At 72.8% G+C, this 24,837-nt stretch carries 17 protein-coding genes; 8 read left to right on the forward strand and 9 right to left on the reverse strand.

Going from position 1 to position 24,837, the window contains the following annotated elements; translation table 11 throughout:
- Positions 1 to 258: 258 nt before the first annotated feature.
- On the reverse strand, positions 259 to 1,329 hold the full coding sequence (locus ACIBSV_RS31735; RefSeq protein ID WP_395869115.1) for a hypothetical protein: 1,071 nt from the start codon (positions 1,327 to 1,329) through the stop codon (positions 259 to 261).
- 288 nt (positions 1,330 to 1,617) lie between these two features.
- On the opposite strand from ACIBSV_RS31735, the gene ACIBSV_RS31740 reads away from it, so the two are divergent.
- From ACIBSV_RS31740 to ACIBSV_RS31765, 6 genes are all read left to right on the forward strand, one after another.
- Positions 1,618 to 2,637 carry an acyl-CoA dehydrogenase family protein gene (locus tag ACIBSV_RS31740; RefSeq protein ID WP_395869117.1) on the forward strand — a complete coding sequence of 340 codons (1,020 nt, stop codon included), beginning with the start codon at positions 1,618 to 1,620 and terminating at the stop codon, positions 2,635 to 2,637.
- A complete protein-coding gene (locus ACIBSV_RS31745; protein WP_395869119.1) occupies positions 2,637 to 3,794 on the forward strand; it encodes an acyl-CoA dehydrogenase family protein in 1,158 nt (385 codons plus the stop codon). Before ACIBSV_RS31740 ends, ACIBSV_RS31745 begins: the two co-directional genes overlap by 1 nt.
- Positions 3,795 to 3,961: 167 nt before the next feature.
- Positions 3,962 to 6,400 carry a serine/threonine-protein kinase gene (locus tag ACIBSV_RS31750; RefSeq protein ID WP_395869121.1) on the forward strand — a complete coding sequence of 813 codons (2,439 nt, stop codon included), beginning with the start codon at positions 3,962 to 3,964 and terminating at the stop codon, positions 6,398 to 6,400.
- A 169-nt stretch (positions 6,401 to 6,569) separates the two neighbouring features.
- Positions 6,570 to 8,150: an extracellular solute-binding protein gene (locus tag ACIBSV_RS31755; RefSeq protein ID WP_395869123.1), complete on the forward strand. Its 1,581-nt coding sequence runs from the start codon at positions 6,570 to 6,572 to the stop codon at positions 8,148 to 8,150.
- Positions 8,151 to 8,445: 295 nt separating this feature from the next.
- Positions 8,446 to 9,609, forward strand: coding sequence for a globin domain-containing protein (locus tag ACIBSV_RS31760; protein WP_395869125.1), 1,164 nt, complete (start codon positions 8,446 to 8,448; stop codon positions 9,607 to 9,609).
- Between the two features lie 86 nt (positions 9,610 to 9,695).
- Complete coding sequence (locus ACIBSV_RS31765) at positions 9,696 to 11,972, forward strand: FdhF/YdeP family oxidoreductase (RefSeq protein ID WP_395869127.1); 2,277 nt, start codon at positions 9,696 to 9,698, stop codon at positions 11,970 to 11,972.
- A gap of 76 nt (positions 11,973 to 12,048) precedes the next feature.
- Here the strand turns inward: ACIBSV_RS31765 and ACIBSV_RS31770 are convergent, their stop codons facing one another.
- On the reverse strand, positions 12,049 to 13,236 hold the full coding sequence (locus tag ACIBSV_RS31770; protein WP_395869129.1) for an FAD-dependent oxidoreductase: 1,188 nt from the start codon (positions 13,234 to 13,236) through the stop codon (positions 12,049 to 12,051).
- A gap of 186 nt (positions 13,237 to 13,422) precedes the next feature.
- On the opposite strand from ACIBSV_RS31770, the gene ACIBSV_RS31775 reads away from it, so the two are divergent.
- Together ACIBSV_RS31775 and ACIBSV_RS31780 are read left to right on the forward strand one after the other, a co-directional pair.
- Positions 13,423 to 14,631 carry an ATP-grasp domain-containing protein gene (locus ACIBSV_RS31775; RefSeq protein ID WP_395869131.1) on the forward strand — a complete coding sequence of 403 codons (1,209 nt, stop codon included), beginning with the start codon at positions 13,423 to 13,425 and terminating at the stop codon, positions 14,629 to 14,631.
- A gap of 33 nt (positions 14,632 to 14,664) precedes the next feature.
- Positions 14,665 to 15,453 (forward strand): family 16 glycosylhydrolase, encoded by a 789-nt coding sequence (locus tag ACIBSV_RS31780; RefSeq protein ID WP_395869133.1) that lies wholly within the window; start codon positions 14,665 to 14,667, stop codon positions 15,451 to 15,453.
- Positions 15,454 to 15,490: 37 nt separating this feature from the next.
- On the opposite strand, the gene ACIBSV_RS31785 is transcribed toward ACIBSV_RS31780, so the two are convergent.
- The 7 genes from ACIBSV_RS31785 to ACIBSV_RS31815 form a co-directional block, all read right to left on the reverse strand.
- The gene (locus ACIBSV_RS31785) at positions 15,491 to 16,330 is read right to left on the reverse strand and encodes a polysaccharide deacetylase family protein (protein WP_395869135.1); all 840 of its coding nucleotides are present in this window, start codon (positions 16,328 to 16,330) and stop codon (positions 15,491 to 15,493) included.
- Positions 16,327 to 16,671: a hypothetical protein gene (locus tag ACIBSV_RS31790; RefSeq protein WP_395869137.1), complete on the reverse strand. Its 345-nt coding sequence runs from the start codon at positions 16,669 to 16,671 to the stop codon at positions 16,327 to 16,329. Before ACIBSV_RS31790 ends, ACIBSV_RS31785 begins: the two co-directional genes overlap by 4 nt.
- Positions 16,668 to 19,514 (reverse strand): glycosyltransferase family 2 protein, encoded by a 2,847-nt coding sequence (locus ACIBSV_RS31795; RefSeq protein ID WP_395869139.1) that lies wholly within the window; start codon positions 19,512 to 19,514, stop codon positions 16,668 to 16,670. The genes ACIBSV_RS31790 and ACIBSV_RS31795 overlap by 4 nt, the downstream gene beginning before the upstream one ends.
- Positions 19,511 to 20,854 (reverse strand): hypothetical protein, encoded by a 1,344-nt coding sequence (locus tag ACIBSV_RS31800; protein WP_395869141.1) that lies wholly within the window; start codon positions 20,852 to 20,854, stop codon positions 19,511 to 19,513. Before ACIBSV_RS31800 ends, ACIBSV_RS31795 begins: the two co-directional genes overlap by 4 nt.
- Entirely contained in the window at positions 20,851 to 22,326 is a 1,476-nt protein-coding gene (locus ACIBSV_RS31805) for a glycosyltransferase family 2 protein (protein ID WP_395869143.1), read from the reverse strand. Before ACIBSV_RS31805 ends, ACIBSV_RS31800 begins: the two co-directional genes overlap by 4 nt.
- Positions 22,323 to 23,132, reverse strand: coding sequence for a glycosyltransferase family 2 protein (locus tag ACIBSV_RS31810; RefSeq protein ID WP_395869145.1), 810 nt, complete (start codon positions 23,130 to 23,132; stop codon positions 22,323 to 22,325). The genes ACIBSV_RS31805 and ACIBSV_RS31810 overlap by 4 nt, the downstream gene beginning before the upstream one ends.
- A gap of 328 nt (positions 23,133 to 23,460) precedes the next feature.
- Positions 23,461 to 24,765: a DUF5685 family protein gene (locus ACIBSV_RS31815; RefSeq protein ID WP_395869147.1), complete on the reverse strand. Its 1,305-nt coding sequence runs from the start codon at positions 24,763 to 24,765 to the stop codon at positions 23,461 to 23,463.
- Positions 24,766 to 24,837 lie beyond the last annotated feature (72 nt).

Raw genomic sequence — 24,837 nt, forward strand, 5'->3', positions numbered from 1 at the left:
ATGCGCGTGCACATGCACACACTTCATTATGAGGATGCCGACCCCAACTGCAAGACCGGATGCACGTGCATCGACGATTTCTGCGTCTGCACCGCGCCGATGCACGTGCATTTCGATCGACCAACGATCACTTTCCGTCCGGATCCCGGACATATCAGTGAACCGGTCTTTTCCTTCTTTTGGTCTTACCACAGGAATAATCCGGACATTCTACGCGCACGGCGGTCGGCCGACTCCCGACCGTGTGCGTTCGGGTGCTCAGACCGACGCGTCCGAGGGCTGCCGCGACGCGCCCACGCTCGGCTCGGCGGTGCCGTTGCCGCGTCCTGTGAACCCGGTCACCAGGGCCGAACCGGCGAGCAGGAACACCGCCAGACCCGGGCCGAACAGCAGCCACGGCATGACCGACACCTCGGTGTCCTTGTCCGGGATGCTGTCCGCGTTCTCGAAGGTGTCGATGTTCGCGCCGATGTTCTCCACGAGCGCGTCGAACTTGGCCAGGATGCGATCGGTCTCCACCAGCCCCTTGCCGACCTTGGGGTATTGCGTGGCCAACTCGGCGGTGAACTGCGGCACCGGCTTGCGCAGCAGCGCGGCCATCGACGGGATCGACTTCGTCTTCATCCCGACCGCCATCTTGCCCAGCGTGTCCAGGTCGTTGTGCGCCTGCTGGTAGCCGGCGTCGGTGAAGGTGGGCCGGAAGGCGGTGAACATCTTCTCGGACGCCTTGGTCTTGCCGATCACGCCGGTGGCGAAGACACCGATCACCATGCCGAGACCGACCACCGCCGCGAGCGCCAGACACACCGTGCTCAGCACCACCCTGGTGCCGACGAAGGAGAACAGCAGACCGCCCGCGCCGACCACGAGCAGCACGACGCCCGGGATCAGATAGAGGTACGTGACCGCGGTGTTGGGCGCGTGGGCCGTCGGAATGTCGTCGGCCTGGCGGAAGTTCCCGGCCTGCGCCTCCATCGTGCCCGCGAGCTTGTTGAACCGGGGCATGATCGTGGGCAGTTCCTTGAGGCCCTTGCCGACCTCGGGAGCGGTGACCCCCATCAGGTTGATCAACGCCGGCGTGGTGATCCCGGCCTGGCTCGCGAGACCGGGCAGCGTCTCCGCCTGGAGCTGCGCGAGCATCTCGTTCATCGTGACCAGGTCGGTCCGGCTCTGCGCGATCGCGGCCGGGGTGAAGGCGGGGCGGAAGTCATTGGTCAGATCGTCGACAGCCTGCGTCTTCTTCGGCAGGCCGGCGGCCAGCGGGAAGATGATCAGGGCCGCACCCAGCAGGGCGATCAGCACCAGCGCCACGTGGCGGTATGCACGCACAGCGGGTTCTCCCTTCGCTTTCCGTTATTCCTCGGATCGTATGGGTGATCATCGCGATCACCGGGGATCCGCACGGCGGAAAGCAACTGTTCTCGTTGTTTGTCACTCGGGCAGCCGATCTTCGCAAAGAGCAACCCGCCAGTCAGCTACTGGCAAGTAATGTCATGGGATCGAGATCTCCGGCACATCGGTCACTTCGACCGACGACGCCATGGATCGGTGTACCGACAGGGGCTAGCGTGCGCTCGCCGGCTCGTGCGAGCGGCGAGGTGTGAACGGAGGTCGCCGGTGGATCTTGAACCGACGGAGGATCAAAAGGCGGTACGGGCCGCTTTTTCGGAGTTCTTCACGGACCGATGCCCGATTTCCGTGGTCCGCGCGGCCGAGCCGCTGGGATTCGCGGCCGACCTGTGGCGACGATTGGCCGCGATGGGCGCGCCCGGGATGGCGCTGCCCGAACGGGTCGGCGGCGGCGGGGCCGGCCGTCTGGATCTGACCCCGGTGTTGCACGAGGCCGGCCGGGCACTGGCGCCGGTGCCGCTGAGCGGCCACCTGGCCGCGTCCCGGCTGTTGCTCGACACGCCGTGGTGCGCGGAGGCGGCCGAGGGCACGTTGATCGCGGCGCCCGCGCTGCGCCCCGCCGTGGACGGTGTGGCCCGCCTGGTCCCCGGCGGCGCTGTCGCGCACATCGTGGTGGCCCTGGACGAGGACGAACTGGTCGCCGTCCGCGGCGAGCCGCCGATGACCGCTCCGGTCAACCACGCCTGCGCCCCGCTGGCCGACCGGTACGTACGCGACGACCGGGGCGGGCGGGTGGTGCTGGCGGCCGGTGAGGAGGCCGCGCGGCGCTACGCGGCGCTGCGCCGCGAGTGGCAGTTGTATACGGCGGCCACGCTGGCCGGGCTGGCCGAGCGCGCGTTGGAGATCGCCGTGGCGTACACGCTGGAGCGCGAGCAGTTCGGCAAGCCGATCGGCGCGTTCCAGGCGGTCCAGCAGGGGTTGGCCGATCTGGTCGGGCCGCTGGACGGGATCCGGCTGCTGGCCGCGCGCGCCGCGTGGTGCGCCGACGAGGGCGATCCGGCCGAAGCCGCCCGGCTCGCCACGATGGCGTTCCTGGCCGCGACCGACGTGGCGCGCACCACCACGTATCGCGCGGTGCACTTCCACGGCGGATACGGGGTGACCCTCGAATACGACATCCAGCTCTACTTCCGGCGGGCCCGCGGCTGGCCGCTGGTCCTGGGTGATCCGGACGAGGAGTACCAACGCCTGGCCGACGACCTCTTCGGACCCGTGGGGAGCCTCTGATGGACTTCGAGCCCAAGGAATCGGTCGAGGAGTTCCGGCGGTGGATCCGGGCGTTCGTCGCGGAACACCTGACCGAGGAGATGATCGAGCGGGCCCGGCGCACCGGCACCTTCCACGACTGGGAGTTCCATCGCGCGCTGGCCGCGACCGGGGTGATCGCCGAGGGCATGGCCGGGCCCGGGCGAAGCACCGGTCGCGATCCGTTGGAGTTGTACGTCTTCTTCGACGAACTGGGGCTGGCCGACGCGCCGTTCTTCGGGTTGGCCAACACGATGCTGGTGGCGGGCATCGTCGAACAGATCGGCAGCGCGTTCCATCTGGCCGAGGTGCTGCCCCGATTCCACCGCGGCGAGGCGATCGCGGCACTGGGCTACAGCGAGCCGGGGTCGGGGTCGGACGTGGCCGCGGCGGCCACCCGCGCGGAGCGCATCCTGGGACACCCCGAGGACGAGCCGGTGTGGCTGGTGAACGGGCAGAAGATGTTCACCACGCTCGTGCACGAGGCCGGCTACGTGATCCTGCTGACCCGCACCGACCCGGACGTGGCCAAGCACCGCGGTCTGACCATGTTCCTGGTGCCGATGGACCTGCCGGGCATCTCCTTCCAGCCGGTGGAGACGATGGGCGGGGACCGCACCAACATCACCTACTTCACCGACGTCCGGGTGCCCGACCGCTGGCGGCTCGGCGAGGTCGACGGCGGGTGGGGCGTGATGAAGGTGGCGCTGGCCTACGAGCGCGGCGTGTTCGGCAACATGAACCAGGGCGTGTCGCTGCTGCGGCGGTTCACCCGTTGGGCGGCGGAGACCGGGGCGATGGACGACACCTCGGTGCGCAAGCGGCTCGCGCGGATCGCGATCGACAACGAGATCACCGCGCTGCTCGCGTTGCGCCCGGCGCTGATCGCGAGCGCGGGCGGGTTGCCGACGACCGAGGGTTCGATCGCCAAGCTGTACGCGAGCGAGTCGTACAACCGCGCCGCCGAGGCGTGCCTGGACATGGCCGGACCCGAGGGGCTGCTCGGCGAACCGGGGGACGCGTGGTTCGTCGACCACGCCGCACGGGACGCTCCGGTGACCACCATCTACGGCGGGACGAGCGAGATCCAGCGCAACAACATCGCCGAGCATCGCCTGGGACTGCCTCGGGCCCGGTAGCGGACCGGTCGGCGCCACCGGGTGGCGCCGACCGGTGACGCGCTGCCCGGTGTTTACGGATATGGCGGGCACGGATGGCGGGCGGCCGAACGGGTGGCCGGATCACCGGCCGCTTCATGGCAGACTTCGGCACCGTTCACACCGGTGAGCGAAACGGAGTTTCAGCCATGCGGCCGCTGCACGACGAGGACCCTTCGAACATTGGCGCCTACCGATTGGTGGGCCGCCTGGGTGAAGGGACCACGGCTCGTACCTATCTGGGTGCCGCGCACGACGACGCCCCCGTCGTCGTGCGGGTGATCCGGGCCGACCTCGGGCGTGATCCGGCGTTCCGGGCCCGGTTCGCCGAAGAGGTGGACGCCGCGCGGCGGTTGGCCGGGCCGGGCACGGCGATGATCCTGGACGCCGACGTCACCGGCCGTCAGCTCTGGTACGCCACCACCCACCTCGCGGGCCCGACGCTGGCCGAGACGGTCCGCCGGCACGGCCCGCTGCCCGGTCATTCGCTGCGCGTACTCGCCGGTGAACTGGCCGCGCTGCTCGGCCGGTTGCACGCGGTCGGGCTGTACCACGGGCGACTCGACCCCGGTGCGGTGCTGCTCGGCCCGGACGGCCCCCTGCTGCCGCAACTGGGGATCGCGCACGGGTCGACCGGCTCGTCGGTGACCGCCGACGGCGTGGTGATCGGCACCGTGCTCGACTCCCCCGGTTTCCGTTCGCCCGAGCAGGTACGGGATCTGAGCGTGGGTCCGCCGACCGACGTGTTCTCGCTCGGGTCCGTGCTCGCGTTCGCCGCGACCGGCACGGGGCCCTTCGATCACGGCGGCGCGGGTTCCGCCGCCGACCGGGTCGCCGAAGGCGATCCCGAACTCGGCGACGTGCCGGCGTCGTTGCGCAACCTGATCGCCGCCTGCCTGGTCAAGGACCCGACCCGACGCCCCGACCCCGAGGAGGTGGTCCGGGTCGCGGCCGGCACCCCGGGGCCGACCTGGCTGCCCTCGGCGACCGCCGCGTGGGTGGCCGAACGGGTGGCCAACCCGTGGGAGCCGCCCGAGCCGATGCCCGGCAGCGAGCCGTACGCGGCGGGCACCGTGCCCGCCCCACCGCCCGGCAGCGAGCCCGCGCCTCCCACGCCCGCCGAACCCGAGCCCGCGCCGGCCGAGGTCCCGGCCCCCTCGGCGGCGCCCGCCACACCCGAGCCCGCCACGCCGCCCACCCGGGAGCAGCCGCCTGCCCGCACCCGCCGGGCCGGCTCCCGGGCCAAGTCCCGCCGCGGTTTCCTGGCGGTCGCCGCCGGCGCCGCCGTGGTCGGCGGCGGCGCGGCGGCCTGGGCGCTCGGCGGGGGCGGCGACTCGTCGCCCAAGGCCACGCCGACGCAGCCGGCGCCACCGTCCAGTCCGGCCCGCCCGTCCGGCCCGAGCGCACCCGCCGCGGTCCAGGAACTCACCGTCTGGACCACCGAGAACCTGCTGCCCGCCGCGATGCTCGGCGACCTGGGCCTGGAGTTCGGCAAGAGCGGTTCCGGGGTGCGGCTGGGCAGCCGGCTCCAGCCGAAGGCCGGCTACACGCAGGCCCTGGAGCAGGCGCTGCGCGCCGGTCGCGGGCCCGACGTGTTCGAGTTGGACCTGCTCGCGTTGGCCCGGTTCAAGGCGGCCGACCTGATCATGGACCTGACTCCGCATCAGAGCCGGTTGGACGCGGGCACCTGGTTCCCCGCCGTACGCGCCTCGGCCACCTCCGCGGGCCGGCTCATGGCGCTGCCGCTGGCCGCGAACGTACCGGTGGTGCTGTACGACAAGGGGCTGTTCCAGGCCGGGCAGGTGGGTGTGCCCACCGACCGGGTGAGCTGGGTCGCGGACTTGGAGAAGCTGCGCCTGGCCAACGCGACCAACCCCGACTACCGGGCGCTGTACGTACCCGGTGGGGCCTGGCCGATCCTGGCCTCGTGCGTGTGGGAGGACGACGGCACGATCGCGGTCCAGGAGGGCGACGCGTGGCGCGGCACGCTCGACCTGCCGGGTTCGGTCGAGGGAGCCAGGTTCTTCCGGCACCTGCAGTCCTACGCCGCGGACGCGACCGGTGTGGGCAACGACGACCCGGCGGTCGCGGCCCGGGTCGCGAAGGGCAACATCGCGTCCGCGATCGCCGATTCCACGCTCTACGACGCCGTGGTGGCGGCGAATCCGGCGTTGCGCGCGGTGCTGGGCGCGTTCCCGATCCCGGGCCGCACCGCCGGCAAGCCGGCCGCGGTCGGGGTGCGCGGCACGGTGCTCGCGGTGAACGCCGCCAGTCTGTTCAAGGAGGCCGCGATCGATCTGCTGGCGCTGGTGGCCACCGAGCGCTGGCGCGCGCGGATCGCGGCCCAGGGTCGGTTGGTACCGGTGCGCACCGGTCTGGACCGGTCCGTGCCGCCGGACAACCCGATGATCCCGGCCTCGGTCACGGCGCTGCCCGTGGGCGGGCGGGCGTATCCGGGAGCCCCCGGGTGGTCCGAGCGCCCGCTGGCCGAATTGTCCCGGCAGACACTGGCCGGCAGTGATCCGCTGGCCGCGGCCGCGGCGGCGAACGCGATCGTGGCCCGCGAATTCGGGGTGACACCGGCCTGACGGATCTCGCGGGCGGTACCGGACGGCTCTCCCGGGTGGTTCCCCACGGATCCCCCGGGGGTTCCGACTGCCCCGGGCGGTTCCCAACGGATCTCCCCATCGGTGACGGAGAGTGCCCGGCCTAGGGTTTGCGCACGCCCCTGTCCCGCCAACTCGGAGGAGCCGCACCGTGCCGTCGTGGAACGACGACCCGCAGGCGTCATCGGAGGATGACCCGTCGGCCAACCCACCCCCTCGGCCCACGTACGCGCCGACGGCCGTGCCACCGCCCCCGCAGCACCCGGGCGGGCCGCCGCCGCAGTACCCGAACATGCCGCCGCCGGGTTGGGGTCCCACTCCGCCGCCGCCCGGCGGCGGTTCGTCCCGGCGCAAGGTGATCGTGGCCGGCTCGGTCGCGGCGGCCGTCGCGGCCGGTGGTGGTGTCGCCGCGTGGCTGCTCACCCGCGGCGACGACAAGACGGCCGCGCCGCCGGGGCCGGGGCCCGACCCGACCTCCGGGCCGCCCGCTCCCCCGGCCCCACCGGCCACCGCGGGGCCGCCCACCGCCGAAAGCGGCCCGTACACCCTCACGCTGTGGCTGGAGAAGCTGCTGACCGCGGGTGTCGACCAGGCCCGGACGAACACCGACCTGGCCGCCGCCCTGCTCAAGGCGGATCCGTACGGGACCGCCCGGGTCGAGGTCCAGGACACCATCGACGCCCGAAAACTGGACACCGCGATCGCGGCGGGCAACGGTCCCGACGTCTTCCAGGCGCAGACCCTGGGCCTGGCCCGTCGGGTCCGACGCGGTGATCTGCTCGACCTGACGCCGTATGCCGCCCGGTTGAACGTCGACGCCTGGCATCCCGCGGCCCGAGCCGCGTGTACGTTCGACGGCAAGCTGTACGCACTGCCGATGGACGTGTACGCGCCGGTGGTGGTCTACGACAAACGGCTGTGCGACCCGGCCGGGTTCGTGGTGCCGCGCACCCGCGACGAGTGGCTCGCCCAACTCGACAGGATCAAGGCCCACCACGCGGGCAACCCGAACATCGAGGCGCTGCATCTGGCCGGCAAGGCCTGGCAAACGCTCGCGGCCTGCCTGTTCGAGGACGGTTGCGAGATAGCCGTAGCCGCGAACGAGCGCTGGACGGGCCGGCTGGGCAGCCCGGCCGGTCGTGCGGGGGTCACCTTCTTCCGGCGGCTCCAGGCGTACTCCACCGCGGCCAAGGACGCCGAGGAGTTCCAGGACCCGGCGGGCTCGATCACCGCCGTGCTCGGGAGCGGCCGGGCGGCGATGATGATCCAGCCCGACTGGGTCTTCCCGTCCGTGCTGCGCACCGCGCCCGAGACGGCGCGCAACCTGGCCGCCTTCCCGATACCCGGCCGCGACCCGGGCCGGCCGGGAGCGGTCGGCGTGTGGGGCGGGGTGCTGGCGGTGTCGGCGAAGACCGCGCATCCGGCGGGGGCGGTCAATCTGCTCCGGGTGTTCGCCTCGGCGACCTGGCAGGAGCGCTGGGCGAACGAGAACGAGATGCCGCCCGCGCTGGCCGGCCTGACCACCACGTCCGGCACGGCGAACCCGATGCGGGCGGCCACCGTGGCGGCGCTGGCGCAGGGGCGGAAGTATCCGCAGGCGCCCGGCTGGTCGTCCGCCCCGCTCAAGACCCTCGCCGAGGACGTGCTGGCGAAGGGGGTCGACCCGGACACGGCCGGCAGGCGCGCGGACGCGATGATCGCCGCCACGTACGACAAGGACCTCCAGGTCTGATCGCGCGTCGGGCGCACGGGTCGCCCCGACCGTACGCGACGCCCCCCGCTTGATCGGAGCGTCGGGCGCCGGCCGCCGGCCCGACCGCGCCATCACCCACACGGCGCAAGAAATCCTCAAGCGTAAGCCCGCCGCGGCCACCCGCGGCGGGCTTCCCGCATTACCCACCCTCCGCATTCGAGCCGCCGCATACCGTCGGGTACTTCCCCTTTCGGGCGACCCGCGGTTTCCGGATTCGGCAGTACATGTCCGACCGCGGGGGTCGCTCTCCGAGCACACGAGGATGCGGTCCGCCATGTCCGGAAGTCCCGATCCCTCCCGGGCCGATCTGCTCCGCGGCAGCCTCCGGGCCGTCGCCCCCGCCGCGCACGATCTGGTCTCGCACTTCTACGCCCTGCTGTTCCTGCAACGCCCCGATCTGCGCGCCCTGTTCCCGCCGGCCATGAACCTGCAGCGCGACCGCCTGCTCGCCGCGCTGTTGCGATTGGGCGCGGGCAGCGACGAGCCGCACGAGTTGCGCCGCTTCCTGCGCCAGTTGGGCCGGGACCACCGCAAGTACGGCGTCCTCGACGAGCACTACCACGCGGTCGGCAGCGCGCTGATCGGCGCGCTGGCCCGCTACCTGGGCACCCGCTGGACAGCCGAGCTCCAGGCCGCCTGGCTGGAGGTCTACACGTGGGCGGCGGAGGTGATGATCGAGGCCGTCGCCGACGACGCCGAGGAGGCGCCGCCCTGGTGGGACGCGGTGATCACCGCACATGAACCGCGCGGGCGGGACATCGCGGTGCTCACCGTCCAGCCCGATCACCCGCTGCCCTACCACCCGGGCCAACACGTCACCGTGGAGACGCCGTGGTGGCCGAGGATATGGCGGCACTACTCGATCGCGAACGCCCCGCGCGTGGACGGCCGACTCGAACTGCACGTGCACGCGGTGCCGGCCGGCTGGGTGAGCAACGCGCTGGTACACCGCGCCCGGGTCGGCGACCACATCCGCCTGGGCCCCGCGCGCGGCGGTCTGGTGTTGCGCGGCGAGACCCTGCGCCGCACGTTGTGCGTGGCCTCCGGGACCGGCCTGGCACCGATCAAGGCGCTGGTCCAGCACATGGCGCAGCGCCAGTTGGCGAACCGCGCCCACGTGTTCATCGGCGCGAAGTACGGGGTGGACCTGTACGACCTGAACGCGCTGTCCGCGATGGCGGAGATGTACCCGTGGCTGAACGTGATCCCCGCGGTCACCCACGACCGCTCGTTCGCCGGCGACCAGGGCGCGCTGCCGGACGTGCTGGCCCGGTACGGCCACTGGCACGACCACGACGTGTTCGTCAGCGGATCCGCGGCCATGGTCCGGGCCACCACCCACCGGCTGACCGGCGAGCTGGGCGTGGCGCCGCAGCGCCTGCACACCGAGAGCCTGGACGGGATCGCCCAGGGCCCCCGGCTGCTCCAGGGGTGCTGAGCTGCGGACACGCGGCGGTGAGGGCGTAACGTACGGCCGACAGGGTCGTATCGAAACGGCCGGTTTCGAGCAGCAGGAGCGCCCGCATGGTGAGCAAGCCGCCCGTGGACGACGTCGGGGACGAGGGCTTGGTGGTCGGCCCGCCGAAGGAGTACGCGGCCGGTCTGCCGGCCGTCGCCTGGTCGCTGCGCCATGCCGGTCGCCAGATGGGGGTGCGGCGCAGCCTGCTGACCCTGGTCCAGGTCAACCAGAAGCAGGGCTTCGACTGTCCCGGGTGCGCGTGGCCGGAACCGGAGCACCGCAGCGTCGCCGAGTTCTGCGAGAACGGCGCGAAGGCGGTCGCCGAGGAGGCCACCGTGCGCCGGGTGGGCGCGGACTTCTTCGCCGCGCACCCGGTCGCCGAGCTGGCCGGGAAGTCGGACTACTGGCTGGGCCAGCAGGGCCGGCTGACCGAGCCGATGTACCTCGCCGAGGGCGCCTCGCACTACGCGCCCATCTCGTGGGAGGACGCCTTCGGGGTGGTCGCCGAGGAATTGGCGGCACTGGACTCGCCGGATCAGGCGGCGTTCTACACGTCGGGGCGCACCAGCAACGAGGCCGCGTTCGTGTACCAGCTGTTCGTGCGCGCGTTCGGCACGAACAACCTGCCGGACTGCTCCAACATGTGCCACGAGTCGAGCGGCTCGGCGCTGACCCAGACGCTCGGCGTGGGCAAGGGCAGCGTGTCGCTGGAGGATCTGTATCAGGCGGATCTGATCTTCGTGGTGGGCCAGAACCCGGGCACCAACCACCCCCGGATGTTGTCCGCGCTGGAGAAGGCCAAGCAGGCGGGCGCCTCGATCGTGGCGGTGAACCCGTTGCCCGAGGCCGGGCTGCTGCGGTTCAAGAATCCGCAGAAGGTCACCGGCGTGCTCGGGTCGGGCACACAACTGACCGACGAGTTCGCGCAGATCCGGGTGAACGGCGACCTCGCGCTGTTCCGGGCCCTGAACCGACTGCTCCTGGAGGCCGAGGACGCCGCGCCGGGCAGCGTGCTCGATCGCGCGTTCATCGACGAATACACGCACGGCTTCGAGGAGTTCGCGGCGGACGTACGGACCACGCCGTGGGACGACGTGCTGGAGGCGACCGGGCTGACCCGCGACGGGATCGAGCGCATCCATCGGCGGGTGCTCGACTCGCAACGGATCGTGGTGTGTTGGGCGATGGGCCTGACCCAGCACAAGAACTCCGTGCCGACCATCCGCGAGGTGGTCAACTTCCTGCTCCTGCGCGGCAATGTGGGTCGGCCGGGCGCGGGCGTGTGTCCGGTCCGCGGGCACAGCAACGTGCAGGGCGACCGGACGATGGGCATCTACGAGAAGCCCTCGCCGGCCTTTCTGGACGCGTTGGAGAAGGAGTTCGGCTTCGCCCCGCCGCGCGCCCACGGGCACGACGTGGTGGACGCGATCCGGGCGATGCGCGACGACGCGGTTCGGGTGTTCGTCGCGGTGGGCGGCAACTTCGTCTCCGCGACGCCGGACACGGCGGCCACCGAGGCCGCGTTGCGGGCGACCCGGCTCACCGTCCAGGTGTCCACCAAGCTCAACCGCTCGCACGCGGTCACCGGGCGGCGGGCGCTGATCCTGCCCACGCTCGGTCGCACCGAGCGGGACCAGTTCGTCACCGTCGAGGACTCGATGAGCGCTGTGCACATGTCGCGCGGCAAGCTGCCGCCGGCCTCCGCGCACCTGCGCTCCGAAGTGGCGATCGTGTGCGGGCTGGCCGAACGTGTGCTCGGCGACCGGGTATCGGTGCCCTGGCGCGACTTCGCCCGCGACTACGACCTGATCCGGGACCGGATCGAGCGGGTGATCCCGGGCTTCACCGACTTCAACCGCCGGGTGCGCGAGCCCGGCGGGTTCGTACTGCCGCACGGGCCGCGCGACCAGCGCAGGTTCCCGACCACGACCGGCAAGGCCAACTTCTCCCGCAACGACCTCGCGGTGCTGCGGGTGCCGGCGGGCCGGCTGATCCTGCAGACGGTGCGCTCGCACGACCAGTACAACACCACGATCTACGGACTCGACGACCGCTATCGCGGGATCAAGCAGGGCCGGCGGGTGGTCTTCGTGAACCCGGCCGACCTGGCCGAACTCGGCGTCGCGGACGGCTCCCTGGTCGATCTGGTCAGCGAGTGGCAGGACGGCACCGAACGCCGCGCGCCGTCGTTCAGGGTGGTGTCCTACGACACCGCGGCGGGTTGCTGCGCGGCCTACTTCCCGGAGACCAACGTGCTGGTGCCGCTGGACAGCACGGCGGACGAGAGCAACACACCGACCTCCAAGTCGATCGTGGTCCGTCTGGAGCCGCACACGCACTGAGCCTCGGCCGTGCTCGCGTGCCGAACGAGCGCCGGGCGGACCCGGGTCCGCCCGGCGCTCGCCGGCGCCGCGCCGGCTATCCCTGGAAGCGCGCCGCGAGCACGGCCGCCAGTCGGCGAGAGGCGAAGCCGGTGCCGTGCACGAAGCGGACCACCGGGCCGAAGGTGGCTGCCGCGGGCGGGCCGCTGACGTACAGACCCGGCACGGTGGTCTCGAACGCGGCGTCCAGTGCGGGCAGTCCGGCCACCGTGGCGATCCGCCGCCGCACGTGCGGCGCGAGGAAACCCAGCGCGGCCAGGTCGACCCGATAGCCGGTCGCCGCGAGCACGTGGTCGGCGTGCACCTCGCGCTGATAACCGGTGCGGTCCCGGAGCAACATCCGCGCCCGTCCGTCCGGCTCGCGGCGGGCCCCGACGACCCTCTGCGCGTCCCGGACCGGGACCCGCCCGTCCAGACGGTCCCGCAGCCACCACGCGGCCGAGGGCCCCAGGATGCGCCGGGCCAGGTCGACCCGCACACACGCGGGCAGCAGCCGGAACGCGGCCGGTCCGTGCGCCGCGGCGGCCACCGACCACCCCTCGCCCAGCGGCGAGTCCGGGGTCAGCCGCCGGATCCGCCCCGGCACGGGCGGTGTGCCGAACCGCACCCGGTCCGCCCGGCCGAACACGCGCACCCGCACGGCGCCGCCCTCGTGCAGCAACGCGGCGCTCTCCAGCGCCGATTGGCCCGAGCCGATCACCACGATGTCCCGGTCCGCGCCCAGTTCGGCCAGGTCCGGGTGCTCGGCGGGGTGCGAGACCAGGTCGGTGCCCAGGCGTTCGAGCACGGGCGGCACGTAGCGATGCGCGGCGAGCCCGGTGGCCAGCACGACGGCGTCCACCTCGACCTCGGTACCGTCCTCGCGGCCGAGCACGAAGCCGTGCCCGGCCGGTTCGAGGCCGGTGATCCGCACCCGCTCCACATCCGGCACGAGGCGATCGGCGAACCACCGACCGTAGGCCACGAAGGTCTCGCGCGGGACCGGCTGGTCACCCGTGGACGGCCGCTCGCCCCGGGCACGTTGGAAAGCGGCCAGGCCGTATCCGGGTCCGGGCGCGGAGATCGAGGACGCGTCGGGTCGGGATTTGAGCAGCATCCCGGCCGGCATGTGTCGCCGCCAACTCTCCATGGGTTCGCCGAACACTCGGGTGGTGACCCCGAGTCGGCGCAGGTGGGCGGCAAGCGAGAGGCCGTAGGGGCCGGCTCCGACGATGGCGACGGTCATGACGATGTCCTTCGGTGTTCGGTTTTCGGCATTTGTTCTCCGACCCTTTGTTCTTCGGCGTTCGGTACTCGGCGTTCGGTGCTCGGTGCTCGGTGCACGGCGCTTGACGTTCCGTACGAATTGTTGGCTTATTCGGTGAAAAGTCGGTTCGCGCTGCTAGAAAGGTCCGGACGGGGAGGCGACGACATGGGCGGGCGAGGGGTCGAGCTGGATCGTGCGGTGCCGGCCTTGCTGTTCAAGGTCGGCCGCTATCCGCTGCATCAAGGTTCGGTGGGCGCGGTGCGCTCGCTCGGCCGCGCGGGGGTGGCGGTGCACGCGGTGGTCGAGGACGCCTTCACCCCCACCGCGCTGTCCCGACATCTGCGCCGGCGGCATGTATGGCCCACGACCGGCCTGGAGGACCCGGCGGCGCTGATCGACCGGTTGTTGTGGATCGGACGCCGGTTGCCCGCCCGCGCGGTGCTGGTGCCCACCGACGACGAGGCCGCGCTGCTCGCCGCCGGCGCGCAGGACCGGCTCGCGGAGTGTTTCCTGCTGCCGAAAATCGACCCGGACCTGCCCGCCGACCTGGCGGACAAGCGCGGGCTGTACCGACGCTGCCTGGCCCACGAGGTGTCCGCGCCGGATACCCGCTTCCCCATCGATCGCGAGCAACTCCTCTTTCACGCAAGGGAGTTGGGGTACCCGGTGGTGGTCAAGAACCTGGCGCCGTGGGATCGACTGCGCGCCCCGGTGGTGCGGGGCACCACCCTCGTGCGCAGCGAGCGCGCCCTGCTCGCGTCGGTCCACGTGCCGCGCGGGGTGCTGTTGCAGGCGTACGTGCCGCGCGAGAGCGCGCAGGACTGGATCGTGCACCTGTACGCCGCGCCCGACGGCCGGTGCGCGCCGGTGTTCACCGGCCTCAAGCTGCGTTCCTGGCCGCCGCACGCAGGCGTGACCACGTACGCGCGGGCGTTGGCCAACCCGGGGCTGGCGCGCCGTTCCGCCCGGCTGTGTCGGGCAATCGGCTATCGCGGGCCGGCCGACCTGGACTGGCGGCTGGATCTGCGCGACGGGCGGTACAAGCTGGTCGACTTCAATCCGCGCGTGGGCGCCCAGTTCCGCATGTTCGAGACCGATCGCGGGCTGGACGTGGTGCGCGCGCTGCATCTGGACCTGACCGGACGGGCGATCCCGACGGGCGTCCAGCGCGAGGGCCGGCGCTACGTCGCGGAGCATCTCGACGCCGCGGCGTGGGTGGCCTACCGGGGTCGGGTCGGGGTGGCCCGGCCGCCCGGGTACCCGCCGGTCCGGGGAGGTCTGGAACCCGCGTGGCTGGCCTGGGACGACCCGCTGCCCGCCGCCGCGACGGCGGTCCGCGCGCTGGCCGCCGCCGTACGCCGGTGCGGGCACTGAGGGCGTCGGGTGCCGACGACGCGGTCGCGATGGATGCGGCGGGCCCGGCGCGCGCTCGCGCCGGCGCTCGCGGCCGTGCTGCTCGCGGCCTGCGGGCCCGGTCCGCCCGCCGGGCGTCGGCTGTTGTTCGCCGAGGACTTCACCGGCTCCGCGCCGGCCGCCGGGCGCTGGGTGACCTGCTACGACTGGAACGTGGACGGCTGCACGAACGCGGGCAACCACGAACAACAGTGGTACCGGCCCGAACAGGTGCGCGTCGGCGGCGGGCAGGCGGTGCTGAGCGCGGTGCGCCGGCCCACGCGCGGCGCGGACGGCACCGTGTACCCGTGGGCCTCGGGCATGTTGTCCACCGGGCGGCCGAGTTGGAACGGTCGCCCGCGCTTCACCTTCACCTACGGCCGGGTCGAGGCCGAGCTGCTGATGCCGCGCGAGCCGAACTCGTTCCCGGCGTTCTGGCTGATGCCCGCCTCCCGGTACACGCCGCCCGAGCTGGACGTGGTCGAACTGATCGGGCTCGACGGCCGGGCCCGGTCCACGGTGCACTGGCGGGGTGCGGACGGTCGTCCCGACGCGTGGGTGCACGAGTCGCCCGCACGCGACTGGTCCGACCGCTTCCACCACTTCGCGCTCGACTGGACGCCGGATCGGCTGACCTGGTGGATCGACGGTGAACAGGTGTTCACGGTGACCGATCCGGCACGGGTGCCCGACGAGCCGATGGAGGTGCTGTTCACGCTCGCGATGGGCTACCCGGACCCGGTGCCCGATCACGTGCGCACCGCCGAGTTGCGGATCCGATCGGTACGGGTGTGGGCGCGCTGAGCGTGAGCCGCACCGCGGCGGCGGGCCGGTCACCGGGTCACCGGGTCCGGCCGACCACCGGGTCGCGGTGTGCCTGCCAGGGGTCGGGGTGTCCGCGCCAGCGCGCCCGGGTCTGCCGCCAGGCCCGCCAGCCCAGCGTGGGCAGTCCGTCCCGGAACGGCGCGACCCGGGTGCCGGAGCCGGCCAGCCAGGCGTCCAGGCGGGCCGCGTCGGTGTCCGCGCGCACCAGCAGTCGGGAGATCCGCCAGGGGTCGTCCGCACGCGAGCTGTGCGCGTCGCGCACGGCCATCGCGGTGCGAAAGCCCGCGTGCCGGACCGCCTCGCGCACGGCGGCGTTGTTGTAACCGAACGGGTAGGCGAACGAGGTGATCGGGCGCTCGAGTTCGGTTTCGAGTCGCTCCCGCGAATCGGTGATCTCGCGGTGCATCTGCTCGATCGGCAGGGTGTCGAGCTCGCGGTGTGTGCAGCCGTGCGCGCCGATGGTCAGGCCCGGCGCGTCGACGATCCGGCGCAGGCCGTCCCAGGTGAGCATCGCGGCGGGCGGCAGCGGTGGCCGCAGGGTGGGCCACAGCGCGTCGGTGGTCACGTACAGCGTCGCGGGCAGGTTCCGCTCGACCAGTTGCGGCAGCGCGTACCGGGCGAAGTCGGCGTATCCGTCGTCGAAAGTGATCAGCACGCTGTGTCGGGGCAGGTCGCGTCCGCCGTGCAGGGCCTCGGTGAAGCGGTCCAGGCCCACCGGGACCCGGCCGCTGGCCAGCACCCGGTCGAGTTGCCGGCCGAACTCGCCCGGGCCGATCGTGAACGGCGCGATCCACGGCGGCGGATCGTCGCGCACGCAGTGGTAGAGCAGCACCGGAACCGCGGTCTCGGATCTCATCGGAATTCCCTTCGGGACGCGTGGGTGTACGCGACGGCGCGGATCAGCGCCGCGGTGGTGGTCAGGCCCGCGAGCGTGCCGAGCACGCGGGGAGCGGAGAAGGCACCGGCGAGCAGGTACGCCTCGGCGGTCAACGCCCCCAGCGCGGCGCTGCCGGCGACCGAGGTCACCGCCGTGGCGAGCGTGGTCGAACCGTCGCCGGCCACCGCGTAGCCGGGTCCGAGTGCGAGGAACGCGACCACCACGAGCACCCGCAGCGGGTGTTCGGCGGGCAGTTCCAGCGCCCCGAACGCGAGCCAGCCGGCCGCGGCGGGCAACACCGCGTGGATCGGGCGGGTCACCGGGCGGGGCCGCTTCGGACCGGGGCGCTTCGGACCGGCGCGGAGGACGGCGGCGCAACCTGCGGCGGCGGCGCGGCCTGCGGTGCCACGGCCCGCTGCGGCGTCGTGCCCGGGTCGATCCGGTAGATCACCGCGTCCCGGTCGCGCAGGAGCACCGTGAAGCGCGGCGCGGTGGAGAGCGTGTGGTCCATCCGGTCCAGCGCGCCGGCCGGCAGCAGTCCGGTCTGGTCGCACTCGGCCCGCTGCCCCGCGGTCAGGAACAGGTACGCGGTGCTGCCCGGGTACTCGTCGGCCAGCGCGGTCAACCCGGCGACCGGATCGCGGACGACGCCCTCGCGCAGGGCCGGGGTCTCCATCGCGAACCAACGGTGCTGCTGCCTCTCGTAGTCGGCGTAGGCGCCGGGGAAGTTGTTGGTCGCCGCGACGATCAGGTCGCCGGGCGCGGACACCGACGCCAGCCACCGCCGGGCCGCGATCTCGCCGTCGACGAAGTGGTTCTGCCGCTCCTTGCCGTAGTAGCCGAAGACGAATCCGGTGAGCAGCAGCGCGAACACCACCGGCAGCAGGACCGCGCGCGGACGCGGCCGGCCCCGGTCGCCGAACAGCGGCGCCAACCACGAGGCGATCAAAAACGCGACCGCCGGCAGCGCGAACAGGTAGACCCGGAAGATGATCTCGCCGCCGTACGCTCCGGCCGCCAGCAGCGGTAGCGGCGCGATCGCCAGCAGCGTGGCGGGCGAACGGCGCAGCCGCGGGCAGCGGATCAGCGCGGCGGCGGCGAGCAGCACGACCCCGGCGGTCAGCGCGCGGTCCACCCTGGCGACCAGCACCTGTCCCGGTTCGGCGGTGCCCAGATTCACCATCCCGGCGTGCGTGTTGGCCTGGAAGTCGCCGAACTGGGACCAGGAGGTGCCGAATTGCTCGAACAGGAAGGGCCGGGCGACGGTCAGGTCCCAGCCGAGCACGGCGACCGCGGTGAAGCCGAGCAGCGGCAACGCGACCGGGCGGTGCGCGCGGGAGCAGGCCAGCGCGCCGGCCGCGACCGCGAGCATCGGCGGGGTGAGTTGATGCGCCGTCACCACCGCGAGTACGAGCGGCGCACACAGTCCGAGGGTGACCGGCGGGCGCCGATCACGGTCCAGGACCAGCGCCAGAATCGTCACGTAGAGCACGAACGCGAAGGTCTGCGGCGCGAAATAGTCCTGACCGACCCACGCGGTGCCGAAGTAGATCCACACCGCCGCCCACAGGATCCGCCGATTGCGGGTGAACGTGCGGTACAGCAGGACCAACGGGCCGATCAGCAGCAGGTCGAAGGCGAGCGGCGACCACGCGGCCATGGTCAGCGCGTCCGGCGCGCCGATCGCCTCGACCGCCGCGGCGGCCTCGGCGAAGAAGCCCGGCCACTGGTGGTAGGGCGCCAACTCGCCCGCGTTCGGCAGGGTTTCACCGGTGCGCAGGAACTGGTCGACCACCTCGACGTGCTTCCAGGCCCACGCGTAGCGCAGGTGCTCGTAGAGCACGGCGGGCGTCGCGTGCAGCATGGTCACCAGGGCGCAGGTGTACAGCGCGTACCGCGGTGCCCGGGCGGCCCGATCGAGCAGCGTCGCCGCGAAGCCGGCCGTGAGCAGGGCAAGCGCGCACCAGTACAGGGTGGGCAGCACGTCCAGCAGGCCGAGACCGCCCATCCGCTCCACCGCGACGGGCATCCGCACCGCGAGCACCCACAGCAGTGCCGCGATCGGCAGCGCGAGCAGGCCGAACGCGCGGAAGGCGAGCGCCGGCGCGGTGGGTGGCGGGTCTTGGCCCAGTCCGCGCAGCCGCCCGGTCGCGTAGCCGAGCGCGGTGGTGAGCACACCCAGGACCAGGGCCGGGATGGTGGCCTTGGGCGGTGCGGCGTCCGGCGCGAACGGACGGACCAGGGCGCGCGGGATGGTCGAGGCCAGGTAGGAACGCTCGGACGCGAGCGCGGTGCCGGTGCCGGCGTGTCGGCTGACCGCCGCCTTGGACAGCCCTTCGGCCCAGCAACGCGCCCGGAAGTAGCGCCAGGTGGTGCGCGCGGCGGGAACACGGTGGCGGACCACGGCGGCCGGTTCGTAGCCGATCCTGCCACCGCGGTGCCGGGCCGCGGCGCGGATGCACAGCTCGGTCTCCTCGCAGCCCAGCGGGCGGGTACCGACCCGGCCCAGGTCGGTGCGGAAGCCGCCGACGCCGAGCAGGACGCTGCGCCGGAAGGACATGTTGGCGCCGATCAGGTTGCGCACCGGCGCGGCGTGTTCGGGCATGCCGCGATAGGTGCAGCCGACCACCCAGTCGAACTCGGCGGGGAACCAGGCCGGGCGTCCGGTGTCCCAGCTCGGCTGGATCCGGCCCCCGACGCCGAGCACGTTCGGGTCGGCGTAGCCGTCGAGCAGGCGCATCGTCCAGTCGGGTTCGGCCGTCGCGTCGTCGTCGAGGAAGGCCACGATGTCGCCGTGCGCGCCCTCGACGCCGGTGTTGCGGGCCCCGGAGAGGCCGCGCCGGCCCCGGTTGCGCAGCACGGTGACGTCGGGGAACTCGCGGGCCGCGCGGCCGGCGAGTTCGTGGCAGTGGTCGGCGACCAGGATGGTCTCGGCGGGTGGCTCGTCCTGGGCCCGGATCGAGGCGAGCGCCGCGGTCAGATCGTCCCAGCGGTCCATCGTGTAGGCGCAGACGATCACCGTCAGGGTGGGCCTTGGGGGTGTGCGGTCCGCCGGCGGGACGGCGTGGCGGGCGCTCGCCGCCCGGGCCCGGCGTACGGCCGCCTCCTCGGCCCGGATGGCGACCCAGGCCAGGCGCCTGGTCCGCGGTGGGGTCTCCGTCATGCGGGCCTCCCGGGAGTGGTGGGCAGCCAGACCCGGCGGGCGGTCAGCAGGGCGAGCGCGGTCGCGGTCTGCGCGGCCAGCCATGCGACGCCGGCGCCGAGTACGCCCAGGACGGGCAACAGGACCACGGTCAGGGTCAGTACGGCCGTCGCGAGGCCGGCCTGGATGGCGACCACGACACGCATCCGGCCGAGCACGCGGCATGCGCTGATCGCGGTGGACACCACCAGGTACGGGAGCGCGGACAGGGCCAGCAGTTGCAGGAGCGTGGACCCGTTCCGGGCGTAGCCCGGGCCGAACACACGCAGCACGAGCGGTGCTCCGACAACGAGAGCGGTGATCGCAAGCGCGAGCAGCGCTCCGGTATGCCGAAGCACCCGCCGACACCCGGCGGCCGGGCCGGCACTGTCGCCGGCCGCTTCGACCAACAGGGACGCGCCCATGTTGAGACTGATCAGGTAGAGCGTGTTGGTGACCACCCACGCGAGCGAGAAGTAGGCACTCTCCCGAGCGCCGGCATGCTCCAACACGATGATCGGCGGCAACGTGGTGGCGGCCGACCAGCACAACGTACCGAGGTAGTCGGACCCGGCGTAGCGCACGATCGAACGCCCGGACGGCACCCTGCCGCCCGCACCCGGGTCCGAAGCCGGGTCCGCGCCCGCTTCGCCGAACCCGGCTCCCGGCTCCGCCGGCTCGCGTCGCCGGGCCGGCAACAATCGCGCGAACAGCCAACCGTCCACCACGACCAGGGTGGTCACCAGTGCGAGCGTCCAGGAGATCAGGATCCCGAGGGTGGGCAGCAGGCCGGCCAACGCGGCGACGAATGCGATCTTGGCGATGGCGAAGCCGCTGTTCTTGCCCACCACCAGGCCCGGCCGGCGCAGTCCGGTGAGCGCGCCGTCCTGGAGCGCGAACAGCGCGTACGCCACGGTGGTCGCCACGAAGCAGCAGCCCGCCGCCGGTTCGCGCAGGAAGCCCAGGCCGGGCGCACACACCGGGATCAGCGCGAGGAAGCCCAGCCCCGCCACCAGCGTGGCGCCGAACGCGGCGGCGTAGGCGGCCCGGATCAGCGCGCGCCGGTCCCGGCCCGCCTGCGGCAGGAAGCGCACGAGTACGTTGCCCAGCCCGAGTTGGCCGAGCCCCGACAGCAACATGAGCGCGGACACGGCGGCATAGCTGCGGCCCACCGTCGCGTCGCCGTACCACCGGGTGGCCAGCGCCCAGTAACCCGCTCCGAACGCCGAGGTGACCAGCGAACCGACGGTCAGCACATGGCCGTTGCGCAGCAGCGGGTCCACCCTCGGGCGGATCGGCCGACGGAGTTGGGCCTGCGTCACCGGGCCCGCTCCGGGTGTTCCCACGGCGGGCGCACGCCATGCACGCGAACGCGCGCGTGCAGGTAGGCGAGCGGGCCGGCGGCCAGCGCGCGGCGCTCCAGCCCGGCCAGGCGGGCGGGCCAGGGGACTTCGGGACGGCCGGGCGCGCGGGTGCGGCTCAGTGCGTACCGCAGGCCGCCCGGCACCCGGCGGACGAGCGCGCCGAGGGCGCGGGGTTCGCGCAGTACGGCGGCGGTCAGGTAGGCGCCCAGGCCGGTGCCGTACCCGCGCACCTGGTGCACCACCGCGGCAGGATCGGTCCGGTGCCGGTGCCAGATCAGCGCGCCGGGTTCGTAGCCGATCCGGTGGCCGCGCACGATGGTGCGGAAGAACGCGAGCAGGTCGTCGCCGCCGCGCGCGGGTGTGCCGACCCCGGTCGCCGGATCGAAGCCGCCCATCGCGCGCAGCGTGTCGGCCCGAAAGGCCATGTTGGCGCCGGAGCCGAAGCGTCCGGCGGTGAACGGGAAGAGCGGGTCCGCCGGCGGCGCCTGGGCGTCGTACAGCACCGGGTCGAATCCCTTGGCGTAGCCCGCGTGGTGGTGCAGCATCAGCTGTGCGGGAGTGCGCAGTTCGGCGGGCAGGATCAGCCCGGTCACGCACGCGGGCCGGCCCGCTCGGGTGAAGCCGGCGACCAGGCCGGCCACCCAGCCGGGGTCGGCCAGGACGTCGTCGTCGGTGAACGCGAGCAGTTCGCCGGTGGCGGCGGCGATGCCGCGGTTGTGCGCGAGCGCCAGGCCGACACGGGGTTCGCGGACGTAGCGCACCAGGCCCGCGCAACCGCCGCGGACCACGCGCGCGGTGCGGTCGGTGGTGGGCGCGTTGTCCACCACGATCAGTTCGAGGTCGGGATAGGTCTGCCACAGCAGGGTGCGCAGGCACGCGGCGAGCAGTTCGGGCCGCTCCCGGGTCGCCACGATCACACTGACGCGCGGTGTCTCGCGGCGTCCGGGCGGTTCGGCGGCGTGGTCGGGCGCGGCGGGAGCACCGAATCGGGCGCCGGCCGCGGCGATCAGGCGATCCAGGGCCGCGCCGGGCACGTCGACACCCAAGGGGTCGGCCCCGCCCGGAACGCCCCCGGGCAGGTCGAGTTCCAGCAGGCCCACGGGTGTGCCGTGGTGCCGGACCAGCGCGAGCACCGCGCCGGCGGGGCAGTCGGCCGGCCGGCCGTCGGGAGTGCTCAGACGCGGCACGGCGCCGGCGGTCAGGTCGAGCACCCGCACGTGTACGAGATGCCTCGGGTCGGCGGGCCGTTGTCCGGGGTCGGCGGCCGAGCGGCGCGGTGCGGCCGGGCGCGGGATGAACACGGGGGTCGGCTCGGCGGCCGGCTCCGGATCGGACGTCGGATCGTTCCGCTCGGCCGGGCGCTGCCTCGGGATCAGCGGCAGCGGATTGGGGCCGGGCCGGCCGGGCTCCGGTTCGGGTCGCGGGGTCAAGCGTCCTCCCTCGGGCGGACCGGACGCGCGCCGCCGTGCTCACGCAGCACGGTGCGCAGCACGCGCTGTCCGTCGCGCAGTGCGTTGAGGTTGGATCGGCCGCTACGGCGCGGGAGTTCGAGGCTGGGCACCTCGGCGATGCGCAGCCCGGCACGAAGCGCGCGGACGATCATCTCGGCCTCGATCTCGAAGCCGGTCGAGCGCAGGTCGAGGTGCTCCAGAAAGCACCGCCGGAACGCGCAGAATCCGTAGCACAGATCGGTCAGTCGGTAGCCGTAGAGCCGGCTCACCAGCGCCATCAGCGCGTGGTTGCCCAGGCTGCGCAGCGTGGTCAGGTCGAGCGATCCGCCGCCGCCGACGAACCGGGAGCCCTTGACGAAGTCGTAGCCGTTGGTCAGGAAGTGCACGTAGTGCGGGATCTCCTGCGGCGACATGCTGCCGTCGGCGTCGATGGTGACGATGATGTCGCCGGTGGCGTGTCGGAATCCGGTCCGCAGCGCGCTGCCCTTGCCGGGGCCGGACTGTGGGATGACCCGGGCCGCGGGCAGATAGCGGCGGGTGATCAGCGAGGTGGCGTCGGTGGAGTCCCCGTCGATCAGCAGGACCTCGTCGACGCCTTCGGGTATCTGCTGGAGCACCCAGGGCAGGTTGCGCGCTTCGTTGCGGGCCGGCACGACCAGGCTGACCCGGTCGCGCGGCACCGGGTCCGGTACCGACTGCCCGGCGCGCAGCGGGGTGCCGCCGGGCAGTTCGGCGATCCGGGGCAACGGACGTGTCGCGTGTGCCGTGTGCGTCGTATCGTGCATGACCGGCCCCCTCCCGTCTGCCGCGCACCCCCGGGGGCACACGGCATCGGGCCGGCGAAACCGGCCCGAGATCGGTGACGCCGGGTGCCGATGGCACGACACCCGGTCATCGCTGATCGTGGTTGGGCGGCGAAAGCAGGGTCAATCGGACCGAAGATGCTTTGCCAAGACGTTACGGTTGGGCGTTTTTACCGTCGAATGCCAGTTCGGTGACCTTTTGCGGTTTTCCGACCCTTGTCCCCCTCGCCGTTCGGCGACTCTTCGCGCGTGTCGGGGTGTTGCCGCCCGCGATGGCGGGCGTCCGACACACCCGAACGGCAAGAGCCGATCAACACGAGCAGTCGCACGAGCAACATTCGCCGCATTCACAGCAGTTGCTACAGCAATCACAACCGTCGCAGCAGTCCCCGCAGTCGCACTTGTGGCAACACCCTTGTCGCTCCCGGCCGGTGCACGGATCCTCGAACGTCTCGCGGCAGCACCACTGGCACGTGCAGCACAGCCCGGCCCAGATCGCGCACGCGACGAACACGTTGTGGCCGCCGGGCGGCGGAGGCGGCGGGGTCGGACCACCGGGCGGACCCCACGGGCTGTTCGGGTCGTACGGGCTGCCGGGCGGCTGCTGATGCGGCGGTTGCGGGTAGGGCGGTTGCTGATTCGGCCACGAGCCCTCGGGTCGGGCGGCCAAGCGTCGTTCGGGCCGCTCGGAGTGCTTGGCGCAGCCGTTGCCGTGCTTGCCGCCGACCGAACACGACGGCGACTCGACCGGGAAGCCCGCGTGCCGGAAGGACCGGTCGATCGCCTCGTCGACCTCGTGTACCAGCAGCCGGTGGGCGAGCACGCCGTCGACGAAGTCGACCTCGGCCAGGGCGAGTCTGATCCCGGTGGCCGCGTCGCGACACAACCGGTGCGCCTCGTCCGGCCCGGTACCGGTGGCGAGCAGCGGGTTCCAGGCCCCGGCCGCGCGGTCGGCGTGGATGTCCTCCACCGCGTCGAGCAGGTGCGCGAGCCGACCGAACAACCGGCCCGCCTCGGCCAACGACTCGGCGTTGTCCGGCCGTTCGGCCAGCAGCGCGGTGTGCGCGAACGCGGCGGCGGTCGCGGTCTCGGTGGGCTCGGTCACGGTCAGCACGGACACGCCCGGCCCGGCCAGCGCCTCGACCTCGACCTGCCGGTCCACCGCCTCGACCATCACGGCCGTGTCGAAGCCCACGTCCGACGCGGCGTCCGCACCCTGGCGGGCCCAGCGCTCGGCGACCCGGCGCGCGCCGCCCGCCACCACGCGCCGCTTGTACACCCCGTCGCCGTCGTCGACGTGGTCGCGCATCTTCGCCGACGCGAGCACCAGCGACACCGCGCCGGCCAATCGGGCACCCTCGCCCATCGCGACCTCGGCCCGGCGCATCGCGCGCAGCGGGCACGGACCGGCCTTGCGTCGGCCCTCCGCCGCGGGTCGCGCGGACTGCCCCTCGACCAGGACCGAGATGATCAACCCGTCGTAGTTGGTGGCGATCCGCGCCGCCTGCCCGTGGTCGTCCCGCAACGCGAGACACATGCCGCACAGGTGCGCCATCCACTCGCTCTGCAACTTCTCCGTCAGTCGGTGCCGGCACGGCCGGATGATCCCGAACAACCCCTCGCCCCATTTCCCTGCGCCGTTCCGGTCCCCACAGGCGAATCAGCCTACTGATCACCCGTCAGCCCC

The sequence above is a fragment of the Embleya sp. NPDC050154 genome (assembly GCF_044460165.1).
Taxonomy (GTDB): domain Bacteria; phylum Actinomycetota; class Actinomycetes; order Streptomycetales; family Streptomycetaceae; genus Embleya.

Bases quoted from the DNA above. Each gene is read 5' to 3' on its own strand.
- ACIBSV_RS31795 (WP_395869139.1), bottom strand. From the start codon at position 19,514: ATGACGGAGACCCCACCGCGGACCAGGCGCCTGGCCTGGGTCGCCATC.
- ACIBSV_RS31760 (WP_395869125.1), top strand. From the start codon at position 8,446: ATGTCCGGAAGTCCCGATCCCTCCCGGGCCGATCTGCTCCGCGGCAGC.
- ACIBSV_RS31775 (WP_395869131.1), top strand. From the start codon at position 13,423: ATGGGCGGGCGAGGGGTCGAGCTGGATCGTGCGGTGCCGGCCTTGCTG.
- ACIBSV_RS31765 (WP_395869127.1), top strand. From the start codon at position 9,696: ATGGTGAGCAAGCCGCCCGTGGACGACGTCGGGGACGAGGGCTTGGTG.
- ACIBSV_RS31780 (WP_395869133.1), top strand. From the start codon at position 14,665: ATGCGGCGGGCCCGGCGCGCGCTCGCGCCGGCGCTCGCGGCCGTGCTG.
- ACIBSV_RS31745 (WP_395869119.1), top strand. From the start codon at position 2,637: ATGGACTTCGAGCCCAAGGAATCGGTCGAGGAGTTCCGGCGGTGGATC.
- ACIBSV_RS31750 (WP_395869121.1), top strand. From the start codon at position 3,962: ATGCGGCCGCTGCACGACGAGGACCCTTCGAACATTGGCGCCTACCGA.
- ACIBSV_RS31810 (WP_395869145.1), bottom strand. From the start codon at position 23,132: ATGCACGATACGACGCACACGGCACACGCGACACGTCCGTTGCCCCGG.
- ACIBSV_RS31785 (WP_395869135.1), bottom strand. From the start codon at position 16,330: ATGAGATCCGAGACCGCGGTTCCGGTGCTGCTCTACCACTGCGTGCGC.
- ACIBSV_RS31770 (WP_395869129.1), bottom strand. From the start codon at position 13,236: ATGACCGTCGCCATCGTCGGAGCCGGCCCCTACGGCCTCTCGCTTGCC.